The organism is Bradyrhizobium sp. WYCCWR 13022 (assembly GCF_030435535.1).
Taxonomy (GTDB): domain Bacteria; phylum Pseudomonadota; class Alphaproteobacteria; order Rhizobiales; family Xanthobacteraceae; genus Bradyrhizobium.
On record NZ_JAUIZJ010000015.1, the window covers coordinates 189,120 to 210,063 of the forward strand.

The window sequence follows — 20,944 nt, forward strand, 5'->3', positions numbered from 1 at the left end:
ATCTCCAACACGCCAGATCAGGATAGCGACTTCAGCAGCAGGGTCGCGATCACAATCATGATCGCCCCGCCGACACGAGTGGCGATCTGGGCGAATGCCATGAGGCCCATGCGATCGGCGGCGCCAAGGATGGCAACATCCCCGGTGCCGCCCAGTCCCGAATGGCAGGCGGTGACGATCGCAGCCTCGACCGGATACATGTTTAGCCACTTGCCGACATAAAAGCCGGAGGCAATCATGGCCAGCACGGTCGCGGTGCAGATCATGATGTATCCCGGGTTGAAGGAGGCGACGAGTTGTTCCCATTTGACCAGCAATGCGCCCATGGCGACGAGGATCGCAAAGGTCAGGTTGGTCGACATGAACTTGTTGATCTGGTAGGCGCCGAGCTCCATCTCGTTCGGTAGGATCTTGGTCAGCTTCAACGCGACCGCCGCGATGATCATCATGATCGGTCCAGGTATCCCTGTAAATGGCGCTAGGGTCATGCCAAGCACGAATAGACCGCAGGACAGCACCATACCTGCTCCCAGCAATCCGAGATCAATAGGCCGATCGGGCCGCACGTCGCCTAGGATGTCATTGTCGCCGGTCTTGACCAGCATGCCCTGCCCGCTCAGATCGCGCCGTCTCTCGCCAAGGCGCGCAAGAAGCCCGGCGCAAACGATTGCGACCACGTTGCCGAGCAATGCCGCAGGCACCATGTGTGCGACAAGATCGGCTTGCGGCCGCTGCAAGATCTCGGAATAAGCAATGGAGAGCGGCAATACGCCCTCGGCAAGGCCGCCGCCGACGATCGGAATGATGATGAAGAAGAACGTGTCCTTGGGAGTATACCCGAATGCCAGCCCGACCAGAATGCCGGCCGAGACGGCGGCAATGGTCCCGATCAGAAGCGGAACGAACATGCGGATGAAGCCTTGAACCAAGACGCGGTAGGGCATTCCGAGGATTGAGCCTGCGACGAGACAGGCGATGAAGAAGTATTGAAAATTGGCGGTCCGGAACGTCGTGGTGATTGCTTTAAGGGCGGCATCCGGCATCAAGCCATAGCTTACCAGTGCTGCCGGAACGAACAGGCATAGGATCGCGGTCCCACCGATCTGCTTGAGAACCGGTATCGTCTGGCCAAGCTTGCCCAGCAGAAAGCCGAGCAGCATGAGGACCAGGAGACCGCCGATCACATCGTTCGGGAGCTTTCCAGAGTAAACCGCGGCAGCACAGACGATGGCCGCTCCGACGTATATGCTGATTGGCAACGGGCCGATCTTGACGCCGTTGAGCTTCGTCGAAGGGATTGCCTCCGGCGCGGCCGGACGAAAAGTCGTGTCAACCAAAGTTCCCTCCAATTTTGTTATTTTCGTCATCCGGGCTGCGGCCAGTCTGCTGGCCGCGAGGACTGGCTTGCCAGTCAGAAGATCCAGGGATTCTCCGCAGCATGGCGTGCTTCGAAAGCGCGGATGTCGTCAGCAAGGACCAGGGTTGATGCGACGAAATCCCGGCCCGTCAGGAACGCCTCTTTCCTCGTCGGCTCGATGTCGAATTTGATCGGGCGGCGGCCACGGTCGAAGCGGATCGTCTGCGCTGCAAGATCAACGAAGACGTCGTTGCGCTCACGATGTGCCACAGCGTTAGCGATCTCAGCTACGAGATCGGGTTCGAGCGAGATCGTCAACAGGCCGTTGTTGCCGCAATTGTCATTGAATATCCCGGCGAAGCTGGTGCCGATCAATGCCCGGATGCCGAGCTGTTGAAGCCCCCACACCGCGTGCTCGCGGCTCGAACCGCAGCCGAAATTTGGGCCGACCACGAGGAAGCAAGCGTTGCGATAACCGTCCTGATTGAGAATAAACTCGGGATTGGGTTTACCGGCGGAGAAGCGCAGCAGATTGAAGGCGCCCTCGCCCAGCCCGCTCCGGTCCACGCCCTTAAGAAACATTTTGGGCATGATCACGTCGGTGTCGATGTTTGGCGACATCATGGGTGCAGCGACGCCTGAAACTTGATCGAATGGCATCATTGGCCTGCAACTCCCAGCAGTGAACGAACGTCAGCGATGTGGCCGGTGACCGCGGCCGCGGCCACCATTGCCGGACTCATGAGATGCGTGCGGGCGCCTGGTCCCTGGCGGCCTTCGAAATTTCGGTTGGTCGAGGACGCACACCGCTCTCCGGGCTTGAGCACATCGTCATTCATGGCAAGGCACATCGAGCAGCCGGATTGCCGCCATTCGACGCCGGCATCCGTGAACACTTTTGCAAGGCCTTCAGCCTCGGCTTGCGCTCTGACGTGGGTCGATCCCGGCACTACGATTGCCCGTACACCGGCCGCAACACGGCGGCCACGAAAGACCTCGGCCGCGTCGCGCAAATCCTCGATGCGCGAATTCGTGCAGGAGCCGATGAACGCAAAATCGATCGGGACGGATTGAATGGGATCACCGGCTCGAAGCCCCATATAGCTCAGGGCGCGAAGGGCCGCGGCCTTGCGTTCAGGCGCCACCTGTTGCGCAGGATCGGGGATAATATCGGTCACTGCAATTGCCTGGTCGGGGCTGGTTCCCCAGGTGACGAGAGGGGCGACATCCGCGACATCGAGCGCAACCTCGCGGTCGAACCGGGCATCGGGGTCCGAGGCGAGCGTCAGCCATTTCTTGGCCGCTCGCTCCCACATCTCGCCCTTTGGCGCGCGCGGCCGGCCCTTTAAATAGTCCAGCACCTTCTGGTCCGGGGCGACCACGACACCACGCGCGCCCGCTTCGACGATCATGATGGACATGACGATGCGGCCTTCGACGCTCATGTTTGAGACGACGGGGCCAGTGAACTCAACGGCATAGCCAGTAGCCCCGTCGGCGCCGATCCGCCGGATGATCTCCATGACGATATCTTTCGGCGTGACCCCGAACGGGACGTCTCCGGTGAGGTGGATGCGCATCGTTTTGAGGCGTCGGTAGCGCACCGTCGAGGTTGCAAGATAGTGCTCGATATCGGAGGTCCCGATGCCATAGCCGAGCGCGCCGAAGGCGCCATAGGCGGTGCTGTGGCTGTCGCCGGCGGCGATGACCATACCTGGCATGACGAGGCCCTGCTCGGGGGCGACGACGTGCTCGATGCCTTGGCGCGGATCGAGAATATCGAAATATTCGATGCCGAAATCCCGGGCGTTTTCAGCGAAGTAGTCAACTTGGCGCGCGGCGCCGCTATCCGGCATGGCGCGGGTGCGTTGTGCGGCTGTAGGGTTGACGTGATCGACCACCATCAGCGCCGCTTTGGGATTCCAAACTTTCCGCCCCGCGGCGCGCAGGCCGGCAAACGCCTGGGGGCTGGTATACTCGTTGAGGACGGTTCGGTCGACGTACAGCAGGACGAGCCCGGCATCATCCAGATTGCGGACCACATGGGAGTCCACCAGCTTGTCATACAACGTGCGCGCGGCCATCCCGCCTTCCTCCAAAGCTTCTTTCCGGCCACCGTGACGCGCGCGCGACTAGAAATCCAATGCCGGATGCTGATATCGTTATGCAAGGCCTGCATAAACGAGAGCTCTCCATGGAGATCAACTGGTTATACGATTTCATCGCGGTTGCGACAGCGCGCAGTTTTTCACGGGCCGCAGAGGAGCGAAACTGTTCCCAGCCGGCGCTCAGCCGGAGGATACAGGCGCTCGAGGTCTGGGCTGGCGCATCGCTGCTCGATCGCACCACGCACAGCGTCAATCTGACGCCCGCTGGTGAAGCCTTTCGTCACACTGCTGACGATATCGTGCGCAGATTGAGTGCCGGCCGGCTCGAGGCGCAGGAGCGGGCGCGCGGTGCCTCGGACGTACTGAAGTTCGCCTCGACCAATGCGCTGTCGCTGACGTTCTTTCCGGATTGGCTGCGTCGCATCGAGACCGAGCTACCATTCGTGCCCAACGTACAGCTCGTTGCCAATCATATGGAAGGCTGCGAACGGATCCTCTTGGCGAGCGATGCCCATTTTTTGCTTTGCCATTATCATCCGGCCGCCACGACGGCGTTGACGCCGTCGCATTTTCGCTCGCTGCATGTTGGTGACGATCGGCTGATCCCCGCATCGGTGCCGGTTTCGCGCCGCAACCGCAAGCCTCGCTTCAAGCTTCCGGGAACGGAGGGCGCGCCTGTACAGTTCTTGAGCTTCCGTTCAGAATCAGGGATGGGACGGATCCTGGAAGCGGTGCGTGCCACCTCCCCCTTGCAAGCTCATCTTCACACAACATTCACGTCGCATCTGGCGAAGCTTTTGGTCACGATGGTTCAGGCAGGCCGGGGCATGGCGTGGCTGCCGGAAAGCCTGATCAGTGATCAGCTTGCCTCTGGCGAGATTGTCGCGGCAGGCGGGCAGCAGTGGTACGTGCCGATCGAGATCCACGTATTCCGGCCTAAACTGCGGCTCGCCCAGGCGGCGGAGGCATTCTGGCAGCACATCGAGAAAGCAGCCACACATTCACGATGACGTAAGTAAAGTTGATGCCGCAGCAGTCACGCTTTTGGCCCGGCTATCTCAGTCGCTTATCAGCAGCGATGAAGTCGATAAATGTCCGGACCTTGGCTGAGAGGTATTTGCGCGTCGGATAAACCGCGAACAATTGGCTTTCGAAGATGCTCTGCTCCGGCAGCACTTGTTCCAGGCGCCCGGCGGCGAGATCCTCGCTGATCAGCCATTTGGGCAGCACCGCGAGCCCCATGCCTTCCAGGGCGGCCAGGTGCAGCAGAGTCTCGTTGCCGCTGAGCAAAACGGGGTTGAATTTGATAGTCTGCGTCCCACTTTCGCCCTGGATGGTGATACTCTCGCCTGGAGAGTGCAGCGCATAGTGCAAGAGGCTGTGTCCGGACAATTCAGCCAGATTCTTCGGGCGCTTTGCGCGATCGAGATAAGCGGGCGTGGCAACCATATAAAATGGGACCCTTGTGATCGGCCGCGCGATCAATGCCTCGTCAGGCGTGCCCGTCGCACGCAAGGCCAGGTCAAAACCTTCCTCGACCAGATTGACCAATCGTCCACTGAGATCGATGTTCAGCCGCACCTGTGGATAGCGAGCCTGATAGTCTGCCAAGACTTTCGAAAACTTCGGATTGGCCATCCAGACCGGTGCGGTTAGCCGCAATGTGCCGCGAGGAACTACGGTCACGTTGCTGACGGCCGCCTCTACCTCATCCAGGGACTCGAGCATTTGACGCGTCTGCTCGAAATATAATGCGCCGCTTTCGCTCAGGCTGACGCGTCGGCTCGTGCGGTTGAGCAGCCGTGAGCCCAGACGCTTCTCAAGCTGCATCACATGCTTACTCGCCATGGCGGGCGAGATGCCCAGCCGCTCTGCCGCGGCTGCAAAGCTCTTGAGCTCGGCAACCAGGCAAAAGACCTTCATGCTGACCAGCGTATCCATTCAGATCATCAACATATAGGAAATGAATCCATCCCAAAACAGATAATGATCCAAAATCGTGAAGCGACCAAACATGGTGACAGCCCTGTGATCGTCGGAGTGCCTGCCATGTCCACCGCCACCGCCCAAGCCGCCCCGCGGGAACGTCCCCTATGCGTGAGCCTTTGGATCGCTCAAGCCCTCCTCTTTTGCGTGTTCGCTTCGTCCGGGCTCGCGAAGCTGTTCATGCCGATTCCGCAGTTAGCGGCAATGATGCCATGGACAGGTCAGCACTCTGAAGCATTTGTCCGGGTCATCGGACTGATCGACCTCGCCGGAGGAATTGGCGTTCTCGTGCCTGCGTTAACCCGGATTATGCCGCGGCTGACAGTGCTTGCCGCGCTTGGCTGCTCCGTGTTGCAGGTCTTCGCTATCGTTTTTCATGTCTCTCGCGGCGAGGCCGAGCTCACGCCTCTCAACTTCATCTTGCTGGCCCTTAGCGTCTTTGTTGTCTGGGGGCGCGGGCGCAAGATACCGGTCGCGCCGCGCCGATCCTGATGCCGAGCTCCTAACCAGCCATGGCGGTGCTTCCCGAAGGCTCTCAGGGGATCGATTGGCGTCGAATTATCCCGGCGGCACGCTCCCACGATGCAGCTTCGCTCATCGCAGCATGTCTTCGCCCCTCCAAATGGATGGTAGCAGCAATCAGCCTCAGGCAAACCGGGTGTCCAGTTGCGCGCCACTTAAAGCGTTTCATGAGTACGATATAGCGGAGGTCCCGCTGGGCAATGATCCCTAGATCTCCATCGCGCGAGGGCGCTTTAGGCCTATATTCCGAACAGCAAGGCTTGCCGATGTTCGGCCAGCCATTCGCTCAAGGAGACGGGCATCCGTCCTAGGGTGCGCTCAACGAAGTCATTGCGCGCCCAAACCACCTCGTTCTGTTCTTCGTACTGGAAGAAATCCCAGAGATAGTGCAGCCGGATCTCTCCGAGCTCCCGGTACGCCTCGAAGAAGCCCGCTCTGCTGCCGTCGTGAACAATTCTTTCCTGAAAAACCTTGGTCATGAGATCGGCGACGTCGCTGAACCTCAGTATGTCCTGTCCGTTGTTCAGAGTGTGAAATTGACCAATGTGCCGATGATTGCTCGACAGGAAAAGACGTCCGGCCACTTCCGCAATGTCGCGTGGATCGATATAGGGAATCAAGCGTTCGGGCCAGATCAGCTTTCGCTCCTTCCTCAAGCCGTCCTTCATCCAGTAGAAGTTGTCCATGAAGGTTGCGCCGATGTTCAGGTAGGTGACAGGCAGACCGCTTTCGTCGAGGATTTCTTTTGCGATGGGGTGTTGGATGGGTAAACCAAGACCATGCTCGCGGAGAGACTGAGGAATTCGCCTTCGATTCGCTTCGGGTTGTAGGCCGACAAGACGTATAACGTGAACGGCGGACCTTGCCTTCTTGAGCAGGACAACGAGATTTGTCATCGCGTCGGCCTCGTTCGTGCCGCTTCTGGTCAGTACGAAGATTCCTTCCATTCCGTCGACCGCCTTCTCAAGCGATGCGAGATCAAAATAGCTGGCAATGACGACCTCCGCATGCGGGTGCTCGCGGCGAAGGACGTCACAATTGGCGGGATTGCTTGTTACGAGGCGCAGCTTGATCTGCGGCGCCTCCTCGCGCAAGAAGTGCGCAAGTGGGCCGCCGATATGAGCCGCTGCACCGAAAATGAGAATCGTGCTCGGAATCTTCTTCTGACCGTGTCGCATTAACAGACCTCAATAAACCCTGGCGAAGGCCCCAACCTGCCGCGAGCGGCTGGGTGGCCGCCTCAAGCCCCGAAGTTTTTCTGGATCGCCTTGTCGAGCGTCTCGCCGCCGATGAAACGCTGGCGCAATTCCCGCTTGAGCAGCTTGCCGGACGGATTCTTCGGCAGGCTGTCGACAAAGATCACGCGCTTGGGCACCTTGAAATGCGCCATCGATCCCGCACAATGCGTGATGACGGCATCCTCGTCGAGCTTCTCGCCGCTCTTAACCACGACAATCGCGGTTACGGCCTCGATCCAGTGCGGATCGGGCAGGCCCACGACGGCGACCTCGGAGATCGCCGGGATCTTGTAGATCATCTCCTCGACCTCGCGGCTGGCGACATTCTCGCCGCCGGACTTGATCATGTCCTTCACGCGGTCGACAACGGTGATGTAGCCCTCGGCATCGACGGTGGCGAGGTCGCCGGAGTGGAACCAGCCGCCAGCGAAAGCCGCCGCGGTCTTCACGGGATCGTTGTAATAGCCCGACAACAGATGCGGCGAGCGGTGTACGATTTCGCCGATCTCGCCGACGCCAACGTCCTCCATTGCCGTGTTGACGACGCGGGTCTCGACGTTGATGGCGGGTTTGCCGGCGGAGCCCGCCTTGCGGAGCTGGTCCTCGGGCGTCAGCACGGTCGCAAGCGGCGCGATCTCGGTCTGACCGTAAAAGTTCCAGAACTTGACGTTGGGCAGGCGGCGCTGGAGCTCGAGCAGCACCTCCACCGGCATGATCGAAGCGCCGTAATAGCCCTTTTGCAGCGACGACAGATCGCTCTTGTCGAAATTTGGCGAGCGCAGCATCGCGATCCAGATCGTCGGCGGCGCGAAGAAGCAGGTGATCCCGTGCGCCTGGATCAGCGCCAGAATGTTGTCTGCGGTCGGCTTGCCCGTGATCACGCCGGAGGCGCCGAGATAGACTTGCGGGCCGAGGAAGACGTCGAGCTGAGCGCAATGATAGAGCGGCAGCGCGTGCAGCACTTTATCGTCGGCGCTCATGCCGCCGTCGATGATGCAGCTCACATACTGCCACATCACGGCTTCATGGCTCAGCATCGCACCCTTGGGCAGGGATTCCGTGCCCGAGGTGTAAACAATCTGTGCGAGATCGCGGCTGTCGACGGAGGCCTCAAACAACGAGCTGTCGGCATCGAGAAGATCGTCGAAGCTGGTGAGGCCCGCCGGCTGCGCAGCGGGATCCTCGCCCGGCAACCAGATGAGCTTCTCCACCGCGCAGCCCTTACTGCTCGCGGCGCGTGCGGCCTCGACGAAATCGGGGCCGGTCGCGAGCAGCCTGGCGCCGGAGCTTTTCAGGATGAAATTGATCTCGTCGGGATTGAGCATGAAGTTGATCGGCACCAGCACCGCGCCGATCCGCGCTACCGCGAAGCGCAGCGCCGCAAAGGCATGCGAGTTGCGCGACAGCACGGCGAGACGGTCGCCCTTCCCGACGCCGAGGCCGGGTAGGCCACGCGCCAGTCGATTGCAGATCGCGTCCAGTTCGGCAAACGTCCAGCGCACCGCGCCGCAGCTCAAGGCTAGCTTGCTCGGCTCGCGGGCAGCCGAGCGGCGCAAGAGATCGCCAATCGAATGCTCGCGGGCTTTCGCGATCGTAACTCCGATATCTGCGTTCATCTCCCCTCCCTTGTGCTCGCTTCTGTCAGACCGTGTCCTGCTAGGGCAGCCCCACCGGCCTCGCGCTATCTTGCATATATTTTCCATATGGTCTAATTTGTATCAAGGGTCCGGGAGAGACCCCGCATGATCAGTCTAAGGGAGGATAAGCGGCATGATCGCCAGGATCGCAATCGTGGCCGCGGCCATGTTGGCCGTCAGCATTCAGGCAAAGGCCGACGACCGTCCGCTGAAGATCGGCTGGCTGATGAGCTATACCGGGCCGGGCGCCGCGGCCGGCGCCGCGTCCGATGCCGCGATCCAGGTGTTTTTCCGCAAGTTCGGCACTACGGTCGCCGGTCGCAGGATCGAGATCATCAAGCGCGACACGACGGGACCCGCACCTGACGTGGCCCGCCGCCTGGCCCAGGAGCTGATCGTCAGCGAGAATGTCGATTTCCTCGCAGGAATGGACTACACGCCCAACACAATGGCTGTTGCGCCGCTATCGACCAGCGCCAAGGTGCCCCTCCTCATCGTCAACTCGGCAACTTCGGGCATCCTCGCCAAGCATCCCTTCGCCGTTCGGTTCGGCTTCACGACCACCGAAATGGCGCAGCAGCTCGCGCTCTACGCCGCCAAGCAAAAGCTGAAATCCGTATATACGTTCGTGCATGAATACGAGCCGGGCCTCGATGCGGAGGCGATGTTCGTCCGTGAATACAAAGCGGCCGGCGGCGTGATTGCCGGATCTGTGCGGGCGCCGCTCAAGGCCACGGACTTCTCCGCCTATATCCAGCGCATCAAGGACGCGAACCCGGATGGCATCTTCGTGTTCATGGCTGCCGGCGAATTGACGCCGATCTTTCTCCGCCAGTTCAAGGAGGCAGGGCTGGATCCGGCCAAGATCATCGGCATCGGGGACATCACGGACGAATCGTCACTACCTGCCGCGGGCGAGGCCGCTCTCGGAGTTGTTACGGCCTTCCATTACACCCCGACGCATGATTCGGAGGTCAACCGAGAGTTCGCAGCCGCGTTCAACGCGGTCGCGCAGGGCCGGCCGCTCGGTTTCATACCGGTCGTCAGCTACGACGTCCTGCGTGCCATCTATACGGTCGTTGATGCGCAGAAGGGCGATCTCAATCCCGAGCGCACGATCGAGCTTCTGAAGCAAACAAGATTCGAAAGCCCGCGCGGCCCGATTGCGATCGACCCGTCGACCCGTGAGATCGTGCAGAACATCTACTTCCGAAGGGTCGAGAATCGGGACGGACAGATGGTCAATTTGGAGTTTGCGACCATTCCCGACGTCAAGGATCCTGGATCGGCGCGCTAGATCATGGTCGGCTTCGTCAACGTTCTGATCGGCGGCATCGCTTATGGGTTCGTGCTGTTTCTGATGGCTGGTGGCCTCTCCATCACGCTCGGGCTGATGGGCTTCGCCAATATGGCGCATGCGGCGCTGGCCATGGTTGGAGGCTACACGGCGGCATTGCTGATCGGCAAGGCCGGGTGGCCGTTCCTTGCGGCGGTGGCAGCGGCTGCCGCCATCGCGGCCGCCGTGGGTGCGATCCTCGAGCGCAGCCTTTTCCGGAGACTGTACGAGGCCTCGGAGCTGGAACAGGTCCTGCTGACGATCGGCGTCGTCTACGTGTCGATTGCCGCAGCCACCTATCTGGTCGGTCCAGAGCAGATGGCGATCGCGGTGCCTTCATGGCTGGACGGAAACGTCCGCATCGGCGCTGTCGAGGTCAGCCGCTACCGGCTTTTTCTGATCGGCTTCGGCACGGCACTTCTTCTGTCGCTGCTTGTTCTGATCGATCATACGAATTTTGGCGCCAGGATAAGGGCGGCCGTTTTCAACCGGCGGATGACGGCATCCTGCGGCATCGACGTCGCAAGACTGTACGCCCTCGCCTTCGCTCTCGGCTCCGCGCTTGCTGGACTAGGCGGCGCGCTCAGCGTGAAGCTCCTTGGCCTCGACCCGAACTTCCCCATCAAATTTCTGACGGAGTTGCTGATCGTGGTCAGCGTCGGCGGGCTCGGCTCCTTGCGCGGAACGTTTGCCGCCTGCCTCATGTTCGGGGTCCTTGACGTGGCCGGGAAATATCTGCTTCCGGAGATCGGCGCGTTTATCATCTATGCAACGGCGCTTTCCGTCCTGACGGTGCGCCCGCAAGGCCTAGCCGGCCGTCCGCAATGAGCGACATCACTCTCGACCTCGCGCGAACTGCGGTGCGCTTTCGCGCCAGATGGACCTTGGTCGAGCTGGTCTTTTGGATCGCTGCAGCGGCCTGCTATGTCCTCTTTCCCGGCAAGCTCGTCCTTCTCACACAGATCCTAATCGGCGGCCTGTTTGCGATGTCGCTCGATCTGTTGCTCGGCTATGGCGGGATTCCGTCCTTCGGACATGCCGCCTTTTTCGGACTCGGCGCCTACACGGCGGGATTGCTCGCTGCGCATGGCTGGGGCGAGCCGATCTCCGGCGTTCTTGCTGCCGGGCTCGTGACCGGCGCTCTCGGCTTCGCCTTCAGCACGCTGATTGCAAAAGTCCGCGGCGCCGCAGTGCTCATGGTGACGCTTTGCATCGGGCTTCTGCTCTATGAAGGCGCAAGCCGCCTGCCTTGGCTCACCGGCGGCGACAGCGGTCTCCAGGGAATCGAGATGTGGCCGCTGCTCGGGCTGTTCGAGTTCGATCTCTTCGGCCGAACCGCGTTCTGGTATGCCTATTGCAGCGCATTGACGCTTTATCTTGTCGCCCGGCGTTATGTCCACTCGCCGGAGGGTCTCGCGCTGCAGGCCATTCGCGAGAACCAGACCCGCGTTCCGATGCTCGGCGTCTCCATCACACGGCGCAAGATGATCGCTTTCACGATATCGGCGGCGAGGCGCGCTGCTGGCGCAGACCACACAGATCGTCGCACTGGAAACGTTGAGCTTCGAACGATCGGTGTCGGCCCTCGTCATGCTGATCGTCGGCGGAATTGGCACGCTTATCGGCGGCTTCATTGGGGCTGCCGCGTTCATCTGGATGCGCGACCTGCTGTCGACGGTCAATCCTGTATATTGGATGTTCTGGCTCGGCCTGGTGCTGATCGCGATCGTGTTGACGGCTAGAGGCGGCCTACTCGGCGTCGTGAGCCTGGTTCGGAGCAAGATCGTGCGCTGGAGGCGAGCGAGATGACGGTTGCCGCGCTCCAGACACGCGACCTTTGCAAGCAATTTGGCGCCTTGAAGGTCACCAATGCCGTCAGCCTCGTGCTAAAGGCAGGCGGTCGACATGCCCTGATCGGGCCGAACGGCGCCGGCAAGAGCACGCTGATCAACCTGCTCACCGGCGTGCTGGCCCCGAGCAGCGGCAGCATTCTGCTGGAGGGCGAGCCAATCGATCGATTGAGCACCGATCAGCGTGTCGCACGCGGATTGGGGCGGACTTTCCAGATTAACGCCCTGTTCCCGCATCTGACGCCGCTGGAATCGATCATGCTCGCGGTCGCCCGGCGCCGCGGACGGCTTGGCAGGCCTCTTCAGGCCTTACATCGGCAGCCCGACACCACGGACGAGGCGTATGAGTTGGCGCGTTCGGTCGGGCTTGACCGCGACTGCCTGCGGCGGACTGCCGAACTATCTTACGGTCGCCAGCGCCTTGTGGAGATTGCTCTCGCCCTCGCCGGCCGTCCCCGCGTGCTGCTGTTGGACGAGCCGGCGGCGGGAGTTCCCGCCGGCGAGAGCTTTGAGCTGATGCAGGCTATCGAATCCCTCCCCGATCAGATCGCCGTTCTCTTCATCGAGCACGACATGGATCTGGTCTTTCGTTTTGCCGACACGATCACCGTTCTCGTCGCCGGTTCGGTATTTCGCCAAGGCAAGCCCGGCGAGATCGCGACCGACCCGGAGGTGCGGCGGATTTATCTCGGAGATGACCGTGACTGAGCCGCTGCTCGAGGTCGACCAGCTCAACGTGGGCTATGGTGAAGGAATCGTCATCAGCGGACTGTCCTTCGCGATTGAGGCCGGCGGCTCTCTTGCGGTTCTGGGCCGAAACGGGGCCGGAAAATCAACCCTGATGCTCGCCCTTGCGGGTCATCTCACGCCCCGCTCGGGGCGAATTCGTTTTCGCGGCAACGAGATCGCCGACCTAGCGCCACACCGGCGATGCCGACTGGGCATCGGGTGGGTGCCGCAAGGCCGCGAGATATTCGCCCCCCTCACTGTCGAGGAGAACCTGCAGATTGCCGCGACGAACGGACCTTGGACAATCGAGCGCATCTTCGAGATGTTTCCAAGTCTGAAGGCACGTCGCACCAATTTCGGAGATCAGCTGTCGGGCGGCGAACAGCAGATGCTGGCGATCGGTCGAGCCCTGGTGACGAACCCGCGCTTGCTGCTGCTCGACGAGCCGCTCGAAGGCCTCGCCCCCGTCGTCGCGCAGGACGTCGCGCGCTGCATCACCGCGATCACCGAGACCGAGAGCATGGCGGTCATTCTGATCGAGCAGCACGCAGGCTTCGCGCTCAGGCTGGCGCGGCAGGCGATCATCCTGGAGCGCGGCATTGCCGTTCGCAACGGAGAAAGCAGCGCTATTGCGGCGGATCGCGGTGCCCTCGAACAATATGTCGGCATCCGCAAACCCGGTCGCGCCGCGTAGCCGAAGGCTTGCTCATTATACTGTCCATATGGTAGATTTAGCGTAATAATAATTTCCTGGGAGAACCACATGGCCTTTCGTTTCGATCCCGAGGAGCGGAACTTCGTGGACGACCCCTATCCCACCTACAAGGTGTTGCGCGACGACCATCCGGTCTATCTGCACGAAGGGAGCGGGTTCTACATCATCACGCGAAACGAGGACGTGGCGCGCATCCTCAACGACTACGAGGTCTTCTCTTCGGCGCGTGGCAATGCGCTGGTCGATTCACCCTTGCGGGTGGGCAGGACGCTCGGATCGACCGATCCGCCGCGTCATGACGAACTTCGCCGTGTGGTGATGAAGGGCTTCACGCCCGCGCGCATCGAATCCATGCTGCCCGCCATTCAGCGCGACGTCGATCGACTGCTGCACAAGTTCGGCACCCGTCGTGAGTGCGACTTCATGGCAGATATCAGCAGGCCCATCCTCTATGGCGCACTCGGGCGGATGCTCGGGTTGGACGGCGAAGCTGCGGACCGGGCGGCGGATTTGTCGCGGGACATCTTTCATACCGATACGGGACCGATGGGCCCGGCTGCGAGGCCGGGCTTGATGGAAGGGGTGTTTGAACTGCTCACCGAGCAGCTCGAGCGACGTCGCAAGGACCGCAGTGACGATCTGTTCTCGTTCCTGCTCGACGCACAGGAGGGGGGAGCACCACTTTCCGACGGCGAGATTCTGGGCAACATGTCGACCGTCCTGCTCGCGGGCAACGCGTCCATCGGGCATTATTTCTCTAACTTGATCTACGCGCTCTGGACCAATCCGGACGAGCGTCGCAAGTTGCAGGCCGATCCGGCCCTGCTGGATGCCGCCGTGAACGAAGGCGTTCGCTGGGATACGTCAACCCAGGCTTTCGGACGGCAGACCACGAAGGAGGTCAAGCTGCACGGAATCGCAATTCCGGCAGACAGCCGGCTCGTGGTCTGTTTCGCGGCCGCCAATCGCGACGAACGCGCTATCCCGGATCCGGACCGCTTTGACATCAGCCGGCCAAAGACCCGGCATTTTGGCTTCGGCTCCGGCCCCCATATCTGCCTTGGGGCGCCCGCAGCACGGGCCATGATGCGAACGGTCATGACCCCTCTGCTGCCGGCGCTCGGCGACTATGAGCTCGACGTCGCGAACGCCGAACGCGTCGCTCACATGATGGTACGCGGCTTTTACAAGCTGACGATCCGCTGGTGAACGAGGTGAGCGAGTTCGACCTCACCGGCAATGGGTTTCTCGATGACCCCTATCCGACCTATCGTCGCCTGCGCTCCGAATGTCCGGTCTATCATTGCCCTACCACAAAGCTCTGGTTCGTGAGCCGCTATGCGGATATCGCCTATGCACTGAACAATCCCGTCCTGCTCTCGTCCTCCGCCGGGAACGCCCTCAGCGATTCTCCGCTGCGCGTGGGCAAGACGCTCGGCTCGATCGACCCGCCACGGCATGACGAGCTTCGCCGGATCATCATGCGGGGACTGAGCCCGGCGCGTATCGAGCTGGTTCTGCCCTGGATCCGCGATACTCTCGCTAAGGGCCTGGAAGCGCTTGGCACCCGGCGCCGATGCGACTTTGTCGCCGAAGTGAGCCGCCCGGTGCTGTTCGGCGCGCTAGGCAGGATGCTGGGGCTGGGACCCGATTCGGCGCAGCGCGCAGCCGAGCTGTCGGAGCGTTTATTTCGCGGGAATTCCGGCCCCGCGGGGCCTGCGCTCTCCGAGGAAGAACGCGCCAAGGTCATTGCGCTGCTGTCCGAGGAGTTGGAACGCCGGCGTGTCGAACGTGGGGACGATCTCTTCTCGGTCCTGATCGCTGCTCAACAGGATGGAGCGCCCCTCACGGATACCGAGATCGTCGCAAACATGATGACCGTGCTCCTGGCCGGCAATGCCTCCATCGGCCACTTTCTACCCAACCTGGTCCATGCGCTCTGGCGCCACCCCGAGCAGCGATCGCGCATCCTGGCCGATCAGAGCTTGGTCGAAGCTACCATCGAAGAGGGTGTGCGCTGGGATACCTCGACACAGTGTTTCGCGCGGATCACTTCCAGCCCGGTCGCCCTCAGCGAAACCGACATTCCAGCAGGCAGCCGGGTGGTGTTGCTTTACGGCTCCGCCAATCGCGATGAGAGCGCAATTACAAATGCCGAGACCTTCAATGTCGACCGGGGCAAGGTTCGCCATTTCGGCTTCGGTTCGGGGCCGCATATTTGCCTCGGCGCCCCCGCGACACGCGCCATGCTCCGCACCATTCTGCCGAAAGTGCTGAGCACTTTCGGGGACTTCGAGATTGACCTCGCCCGCGCAGTTCGTGTTCGTCACCTGATGGTGCGCGGCTTCAGGAGCTTGCCGCTCGCTTGGTAACGCGTTTTGCGTCTTTGTTTCGCGGAGCGAGCTTACGCCGGCGAGGTTGCTCTGCCGGCTCGCGGAAAAACAGCGCGCAGCAGGTGCGGATGTGCTCATCAACGAATTTCTTTGAAAAAGGCGAGTGGCCCATCACCTGCTGGACCTCGGCCGAAAGCATGAAGATACGCGTTACCGCACCGATGAACAGATACTGGAGATGATAGGGATCGCCCTCGACGTAACGGTCTTGCTTTTGAGCCGCACGGATGAGCTTCGCGACGACGTTGAAATAGTTGCGGACCCGATCTTCGACTAGCCAGGTCAGCCGTTCGCTCTCGCGCTTTCCCTCGTGTGACATCAGCCAATGGAAGTTCGGATTGGCAGCGGCGAAGCGGATGAACTGCTCCTGGAGAACCCTGAGCTGTCCCACCTCGTCCTGCTTAGAGACGCCGGCAAGGTAGTCTTGGAAGTGCCGGCTGAAATTCACGCTCGTCGTTGATAGGACGGCGCGCCAAAGCCCGTCCTTGTTCTTGAAATGATAAGTCACGAGCGGATGCTGAACGCCGGCCTTGGCTGCAACCGTCCGTGTCGACGCTCCCTCAAAGCCACGCTCGGCGAATTCCTCGAAAGCGGCCTCCAGGATCCGTTCCCTTGTGTCGAGGGAACGCTGCTGGCGCCGGCGCTGATTCACGACCTCGTCGAGGGTTTCCTTGGTCAGATCCGTCGCCAAAACAGCTCCGCGTGGCATGCCATGTCCGCACGAAGCCTATCCGCCGGAGCGACCGGTTTGTCAACACCGCGCCCGACGCGCACAAGCGGAACACACAGACCGGAGCGACACAGGCGTGAACTCCGCCGGCAAGTCGCCTCGCCGGCGGCAGTCGCTCGCTGTGCCGGGAAATTTAGGACCAGACGGCGAAGCCGATACCCGTGCCTGTACCGGCCGGGGTCCTATAGCCTGGATAGTATTCCGTCCAGTCGTTGTCGAGATGCTCGGACATGCCCGCGACCATCACCCAATTCAGGAGTTCCGAAGAGCCGGAGTTCAACTCTCCCCTGGTCAGCGACTTGAGGACGGACACGTCCTTGCGCTTGATCGCATCGAGCACCTTGCGATCGAGCTTCTCGTCCACGACAAAATGGCTCAGGCCGCCGCTGGCCACCACGGCCACTCGGGCATCCAACTTCGACCGTGAAATGAGGCTCGCGATCGCCTGTCCGACGCCATAGGCGCGTCGTGCCGTCGGGGCATTGGGCGGAAAGTAGGTGTTCAGCAGGACCGGCAGAACCGGAATGGACTTTCCCTTGAACAGCCGCTCGATGATGAAGCCGTAGGCATGGCCGAATCCGGCCTTGTGCGGGTCATCCACCTTCGCTGCTGCTCCGATGTCCACGTCGTTCTCGATCAGACCATGGATCAGCTCGCGGGCGAGCTCTGGACAGCCCGGAAACGTATGGACTGCATCCATGGCATATCCCTTCATGACCGTGCCGATCCAATTCGGCGTCTGCGGCGTGAGATGGCGCTCATGCGTCAGGATCTCCTCTCCATAGAAGATGGAGATTGCGGGCATGTTGGATAGGCTGAACAATTCGGCCTGATCGTCCCCCACGATCAGCACGACGTCGGGTGCAACCTGCGCCAGGCGGTCGGCCATGTAATCCAGAGCCTTCTGCGATGCGGCCTCGATCTCCAGGAACTTCGCCTCGGTCGCCAGCGCCGCATAAGGAGCGCCGTTTTCGCGGGCGAGCTCGTCGTAGGACACATAGCGGCCATCGGAGAGATTGAGAGCTTTGTTCTTGAGATCGTCAGCCGCGCGCTCGCTCCAACGCTTTCCCTCCAGCGCGAGCATGGGGGTGTGCGACGCGGCGAGGCCGAGAACGATTTTCGCCATTGGACATTTCCTCTCTTTTAATTTTACCAGATGGACTATATTGCTACGAGCGATCGCGAATGGCAATCGCCTCGACGCAATTCCCAGGGCTTGCGACGGTCGCTTTTTAATTATACCATGTGGAAGATTTAGTGGTCGCAAGACCCGCGCTATCCATCCAGGGAGAAATGTCCGCATGATCATCGACGCCCACGCGCATCTCGTCGCGCCGCCGAGCTTCTACGCCCATCGCGGAAATCTCCAGGTCGCGCGCGGCCAATACGGCATCTATCACGCCAAGATCCCGGATGCAGAGCTTGAGAAATCAGCAGCCCAGAACGTGCAGATCATGGACGGCGTCGGCACCGACATCCAGGTTCTCTCACCCCGGCCTTTCATGATGCTGCATGGCGAGAACCGCTGGGACGACATCGTCAGCTGGGCGCAGGACAACAACGACATGATCGCACGCACGATCAAGTTGCACCCCAAGCGCTTCCGCGGCGTGGGCGGCCTGCCTCAAGCGACGGGCGTGCCGGTTGAAAAGATGTTCGACGAGATCAAGCGGTGCATCAACGATCTCGGCTTTCTGGGCGTGTTGATCAATCCCGATCCTTCGGAGGGGGCCGGCAAGTCGCCGCCGATGGGCGATTCCTATTGGTATCCCCTATACGAATTCCTCTGCGAGCACGATATCCCTGGTCACATCCACAGCTGCGCCTGCTGCGGCCGCGAAACGTATGACGAGCACTTCATCACGGAAGAGAGCCTTGCCATCACCTCGATCTCCCGGTCCGACGTGTTCAAGCGCTTTCCCAGCTTGAAGCTGCTGATCAGCCATGGCGGCGGCTCCGTGCCGTATCAAGTCGGTCGCTGGCGCTCGAATCGCCAAATGTTCGCCGCCGCCTCGGGGGCGAAGGCCGAGACTTTCGACGAGACGCTCAAGCGCTTCTGGTTCGATACGGTACTGCACTACAAGAAATCGCTGGAGCTGCTGTTCGACGTGGTCGGCGCCGATCGGTGCGTCTTCGGCACCGAGCGGCCGGGCAGCGGCGGCGGCATCGATCCAAATTCGGGCAAGCCCTATGACGACATCAGGCCGGTAATCGAATCGATCACCGAGATCAGCGAAGCTGACAAGAAGGGCATTTTCGAAGGCAACGCGCGCCGTCTGTTCGCGCGGCTTGACGTCTGACCGGTTGGGGAGGAGCAGCAATGACTGCACGCCGCAGCATCGAAATCGAAGGCTTCAGCCATGGCGCTCAGCCGATACCCGCAGCGTCTCGCGTCGGCAATATCGTCATGACCGGCGGTGTCTATGGGTTGGATCTCGCGGCAGGAAAGATTCCTGACGAGGTCGAGAAACAGGTTGAACTGATGTTCGACAATCTCAAGCGCATCATGGCGGCAGCCGGAGGTGCGATGGATCGCATCGTCAAGATGACGGTTTACGTCAAGGTTCCGGAAGCCCGACCGGCCGTCAACAAGCATTGGCTGGAAGCGTTCCCCGATGCAGCTTCGCGACCTGCACGGCATACATTCCAGAACGATCATCTGCCGGCCAACATGCTGGTCCAATGCGATGCCATGGCGGTTCTCGAGTGACCACCTCAACGACATCTGACATTGTCGCCAGACTGATGGAACTCGACACCTGCGCGGTGTCCGACGCGCTCGACAAGCTCAACTTGCCGGGCGCTGTCATCGGAGTCTCGGCCCTCACCGGCCCGACGCGAGTCGCCGGACGAGCCGTTACGACGAAGCTCGGCGCACCTCTGCCGAACCTCCCGAAACGCCACCTCGGCGCGGGAGCGGTGATGGCGGCAGAACGTGGCGACATCATCGTCGTCGAGCATCGCGGACGGACCGATGTGTCTGGCTGGGGCGGCCTGCTCAGCCTCGGCGCCGTCAAGAAGGGCGTTTCCGCTATTCTGATTGACGGCGCCTGCCGAGACCTTGATGAAAGTCGCGCGCTCGGGCTTCCGGTCTTTGCGCGCGCAGCCGTACCCGTGACCGCTCGCGGCCGGATCGCGGAGCATTCGTTCCAGGAGCCGATCACGTTCGGCAACGTCGCCGTCAAGCCGGGAGACTATGTCCTAGCCGATGGCAGCGGCGTGGTGTTCGTCGACCAACTCCGCGCCGAGGAGATCATCGCTACGGAGCCGAGGACATTTTTGGGCGCGAGCGGGCGATGGCGGCAGCCATCGATCGCGGCGAAGCGATCGGCAACGTCATGGCCGGGAACTACGAAGATATGCTGAAAGGGTAGCGCAGCAAATGACACAGGACGCGGCTGAAAACCTCAAGACATTCGGGGTGACGACCCTGTCAGATGCACTGGATCGACTGGGCATCGAGGGGCAGTGTCTCGGGATCATGCCGTTTGCGCGCTCGATGCGTCTTGCCGGCCCGGCCTTTACGATCCGAATGCTACCGACCGGCCAGAGCGGCGGTTCGGTCGGCGACTATATCGATGATGTGCAGCCCGGCCAGATCGTCGTCATCGACAATGACGGTCGCATGGACGCCACGGTCTGGGGCGACATTCTGACCCTGGTCGCCGACCGCCGCGGCATCGGCGGCACCGTCATTGACGGCGTCTGCCGCGATATCGACCGCAGCATCGAACTCGACTATCCGATCTATGCCCGGGCCAACACGATGCGGACTGGCAAGGATCGCGTCACTGCCGACGCCTACAATGTGACCGTGCAAATTGCCGGTATCCGCATCGCGCCTGGCGATTGGCTGGTCGGGGATGGCGACGGCGTGATCTGCATCCCGGCGAGCCGCGTCCAAGAGGTGATCGAAGTCGCCGGACAGATCGCAGCCGCAGAGGAGAAGATCCGCGAAGCCGTGCTGCGCGGCGATCGCCTCGACGAGACACGGAAGAAGTTGCGCTACCATGCGCTGCAAACGCGCGAGAGCGGCGCCAAGGCTTGAATTTAGAGACGCGTCTGCTCGGCAGACGATGGCTCGGCTTTGCGATTCACGCAGTTTCTGGCTTCAAGGAAGCTGCAGGCGGTCTAGAGGCCTGCCAATAGTGGAAATTAGCCCATGCATGTTGCGCATACCGGTCGTGGCAGCGGGCCTGCGCCGGGCGCGTGCCGGCAGGCGACTCGACAGGAGAGCGTCAATGCCTATTTCTGGCTCCGAATTTAACCTCCTGTTAGTAACGCTGTTAAGTCCCCAAGCATTTTAAGATGACGACCAGTCGATCCCTCCTAGGCTTTCAAAA

At 61.2% G+C, this 20,944-nt stretch carries 21 protein-coding genes; 13 read left to right on the top strand and 8 right to left on the bottom strand.

Annotated elements, in window-relative coordinates; genetic code table 11:
• Positions 1-17: 17 nt before the first annotated feature.
• The 3 genes from QY049_RS22350 to leuC all read right to left on the bottom strand — a co-directional run bounded on the left by QY049_RS22350 (position 18) and on the right by leuC (position 3,441).
• Entirely contained in the window at positions 18-1,337 is a 1,320-nt protein-coding gene (locus tag QY049_RS22350) for a 2-hydroxycarboxylate transporter family protein (protein WP_237864939.1), read from the bottom strand.
• Between the two features lie 74 nt (positions 1,338-1,411).
• Entirely contained in the window at positions 1,412-2,020 is a 609-nt protein-coding gene (gene leuD / locus QY049_RS22355) for a 3-isopropylmalate dehydratase small subunit (RefSeq protein ID WP_128930036.1), read from the bottom strand.
• A complete protein-coding gene (leuC, locus tag QY049_RS22360; protein ID WP_128930035.1) occupies positions 2,017-3,441 on the bottom strand; it encodes a 3-isopropylmalate dehydratase large subunit in 1,425 nt (474 codons plus the stop codon). The genes leuD and leuC overlap by 4 nt, the downstream gene beginning before the upstream one ends.
• A gap of 59 nt (positions 3,442-3,500) precedes the next feature.
• Between leuC and QY049_RS22365 the strand changes: the two genes are divergently transcribed.
• The gene (locus tag QY049_RS22365; protein ID WP_237864940.1) at positions 3,501-4,475 is read left to right on the top strand and encodes a LysR family transcriptional regulator; all 975 of its coding nucleotides are present in this window, start codon (positions 3,501-3,503) and stop codon (positions 4,473-4,475) included.
• Between the two features lie 43 nt (positions 4,476-4,518).
• Here the strand turns inward: QY049_RS22365 and QY049_RS22370 are convergent, their stop codons facing one another.
• Entirely contained in the window at positions 4,519-5,406 is an 888-nt protein-coding gene (locus tag QY049_RS22370) for a LysR family transcriptional regulator (RefSeq protein ID WP_128930033.1), read from the bottom strand.
• A 108-nt stretch (positions 5,407-5,514) separates the two neighbouring features.
• Here QY049_RS22370 and QY049_RS22375 point away from each other — a divergent pair, with 108 nt between their 5' ends.
• A complete protein-coding gene (locus QY049_RS22375) occupies positions 5,515-5,943 on the top strand; it encodes a DoxX family protein (protein WP_128930032.1) in 429 nt (142 codons plus the stop codon).
• Positions 5,944-6,212: 269 nt separating this feature from the next.
• Here QY049_RS22375 and QY049_RS22380 read toward each other — a convergent pair whose 3' ends face one another.
• Complete coding sequence (locus QY049_RS22380; RefSeq protein ID WP_128955140.1) at positions 6,213-7,151, bottom strand: SDR family oxidoreductase; 939 nt, start codon at positions 7,149-7,151, stop codon at positions 6,213-6,215.
• A gap of 62 nt (positions 7,152-7,213) precedes the next feature.
• Positions 7,214-8,827, bottom strand: a complete 1,614-nt coding sequence (locus QY049_RS22385; RefSeq protein WP_128930030.1) for an acyl-CoA synthetase — start codon at positions 8,825-8,827, stop codon at positions 7,214-7,216.
• 154 nt (positions 8,828-8,981) lie between these two features.
• Here QY049_RS22385 and QY049_RS22390 point away from each other — a divergent pair, with 154 nt between their 5' ends.
• The 7 genes from QY049_RS22390 to QY049_RS22420 all read left to right on the top strand — a co-directional run bounded on the left by QY049_RS22390 (position 8,982) and on the right by QY049_RS22420 (position 15,850).
• Complete coding sequence (locus tag QY049_RS22390; protein ID WP_128930029.1) at positions 8,982-10,145, top strand: ABC transporter substrate-binding protein; 1,164 nt, start codon at positions 8,982-8,984, stop codon at positions 10,143-10,145.
• Positions 10,146-10,148: 3 nt separating this feature from the next.
• Positions 10,149-11,012, top strand: a complete 864-nt coding sequence (locus QY049_RS22395) for a branched-chain amino acid ABC transporter permease (protein WP_128930028.1) — start codon at positions 10,149-10,151, stop codon at positions 11,010-11,012.
• Positions 11,009-11,926: a branched-chain amino acid ABC transporter permease gene (locus tag QY049_RS22400; protein ID WP_128930027.1), complete on the top strand. Its 918-nt coding sequence runs from the start codon at positions 11,009-11,011 to the stop codon at positions 11,924-11,926. Before QY049_RS22395 ends, QY049_RS22400 begins: the two co-directional genes overlap by 4 nt.
• Before the next feature lie 63 nt (positions 11,927-11,989).
• Positions 11,990-12,742 carry an ABC transporter ATP-binding protein gene (locus tag QY049_RS22405; protein ID WP_128930026.1) on the top strand — a complete coding sequence of 251 codons (753 nt, stop codon included), beginning with the start codon at positions 11,990-11,992 and terminating at the stop codon, positions 12,740-12,742.
• Positions 12,735-13,457: an ABC transporter ATP-binding protein gene (locus QY049_RS22410; RefSeq protein ID WP_232995550.1), complete on the top strand. Its 723-nt coding sequence runs from the start codon at positions 12,735-12,737 to the stop codon at positions 13,455-13,457. The genes QY049_RS22405 and QY049_RS22410 overlap by 8 nt, the downstream gene beginning before the upstream one ends.
• A gap of 69 nt (positions 13,458-13,526) precedes the next feature.
• Entirely contained in the window at positions 13,527-14,687 is a 1,161-nt protein-coding gene (locus QY049_RS22415) for a cytochrome P450 (protein ID WP_128930024.1), read from the top strand.
• On the top strand, positions 14,684-15,850 hold the full coding sequence (locus QY049_RS22420; protein WP_128930023.1) for a cytochrome P450: 1,167 nt from the start codon (positions 14,684-14,686) through the stop codon (positions 15,848-15,850). Before QY049_RS22415 ends, QY049_RS22420 begins: the two co-directional genes overlap by 4 nt.
• Here QY049_RS22420 and QY049_RS22425 read toward each other — a convergent pair.
• Together QY049_RS22425 and QY049_RS22430 are read right to left on the bottom strand one after the other, a co-directional pair.
• On the bottom strand, positions 15,825-16,562 hold the full coding sequence (locus QY049_RS22425; RefSeq protein WP_164933590.1) for a TetR/AcrR family transcriptional regulator: 738 nt from the start codon (positions 16,560-16,562) through the stop codon (positions 15,825-15,827). The genes QY049_RS22420 and QY049_RS22425 overlap by 26 nt on opposite strands.
• A gap of 172 nt (positions 16,563-16,734) precedes the next feature.
• Positions 16,735-17,793, bottom strand: coding sequence for an extradiol ring-cleavage dioxygenase (locus tag QY049_RS22430; protein ID WP_164935432.1), 1,059 nt, complete (start codon positions 17,791-17,793; stop codon positions 16,735-16,737).
• Positions 17,794-17,902: 109 nt separating this feature from the next.
• Between QY049_RS22430 and QY049_RS22435 the strand changes: the two genes are divergently transcribed.
• From QY049_RS22435 to QY049_RS22450, 4 genes are read left to right on the top strand one after another with little or no spacing between them, the layout of a single operon-like run.
• Positions 17,903-18,901: an amidohydrolase family protein gene (locus tag QY049_RS22435; RefSeq protein WP_128930020.1), complete on the top strand. Its 999-nt coding sequence runs from the start codon at positions 17,903-17,905 to the stop codon at positions 18,899-18,901.
• Between the two features lie 20 nt (positions 18,902-18,921).
• The gene (locus QY049_RS22440; RefSeq protein ID WP_128930019.1) at positions 18,922-19,311 is read left to right on the top strand and encodes a RidA family protein; all 390 of its coding nucleotides are present in this window, start codon (positions 18,922-18,924) and stop codon (positions 19,309-19,311) included.
• A 35-nt stretch (positions 19,312-19,346) separates the two neighbouring features.
• Positions 19,347-19,967 carry an RraA family protein gene (locus QY049_RS22445; RefSeq protein ID WP_210326182.1) on the top strand — a complete coding sequence of 207 codons (621 nt, stop codon included), beginning with the start codon at positions 19,347-19,349 and terminating at the stop codon, positions 19,965-19,967.
• Positions 19,968-19,983: 16 nt separating this feature from the next.
• The gene (locus QY049_RS22450) at positions 19,984-20,649 is read left to right on the top strand and encodes an RraA family protein (protein ID WP_128930018.1); all 666 of its coding nucleotides are present in this window, start codon (positions 19,984-19,986) and stop codon (positions 20,647-20,649) included.
• Positions 20,650-20,944: the final 295 nt, after the last annotated feature.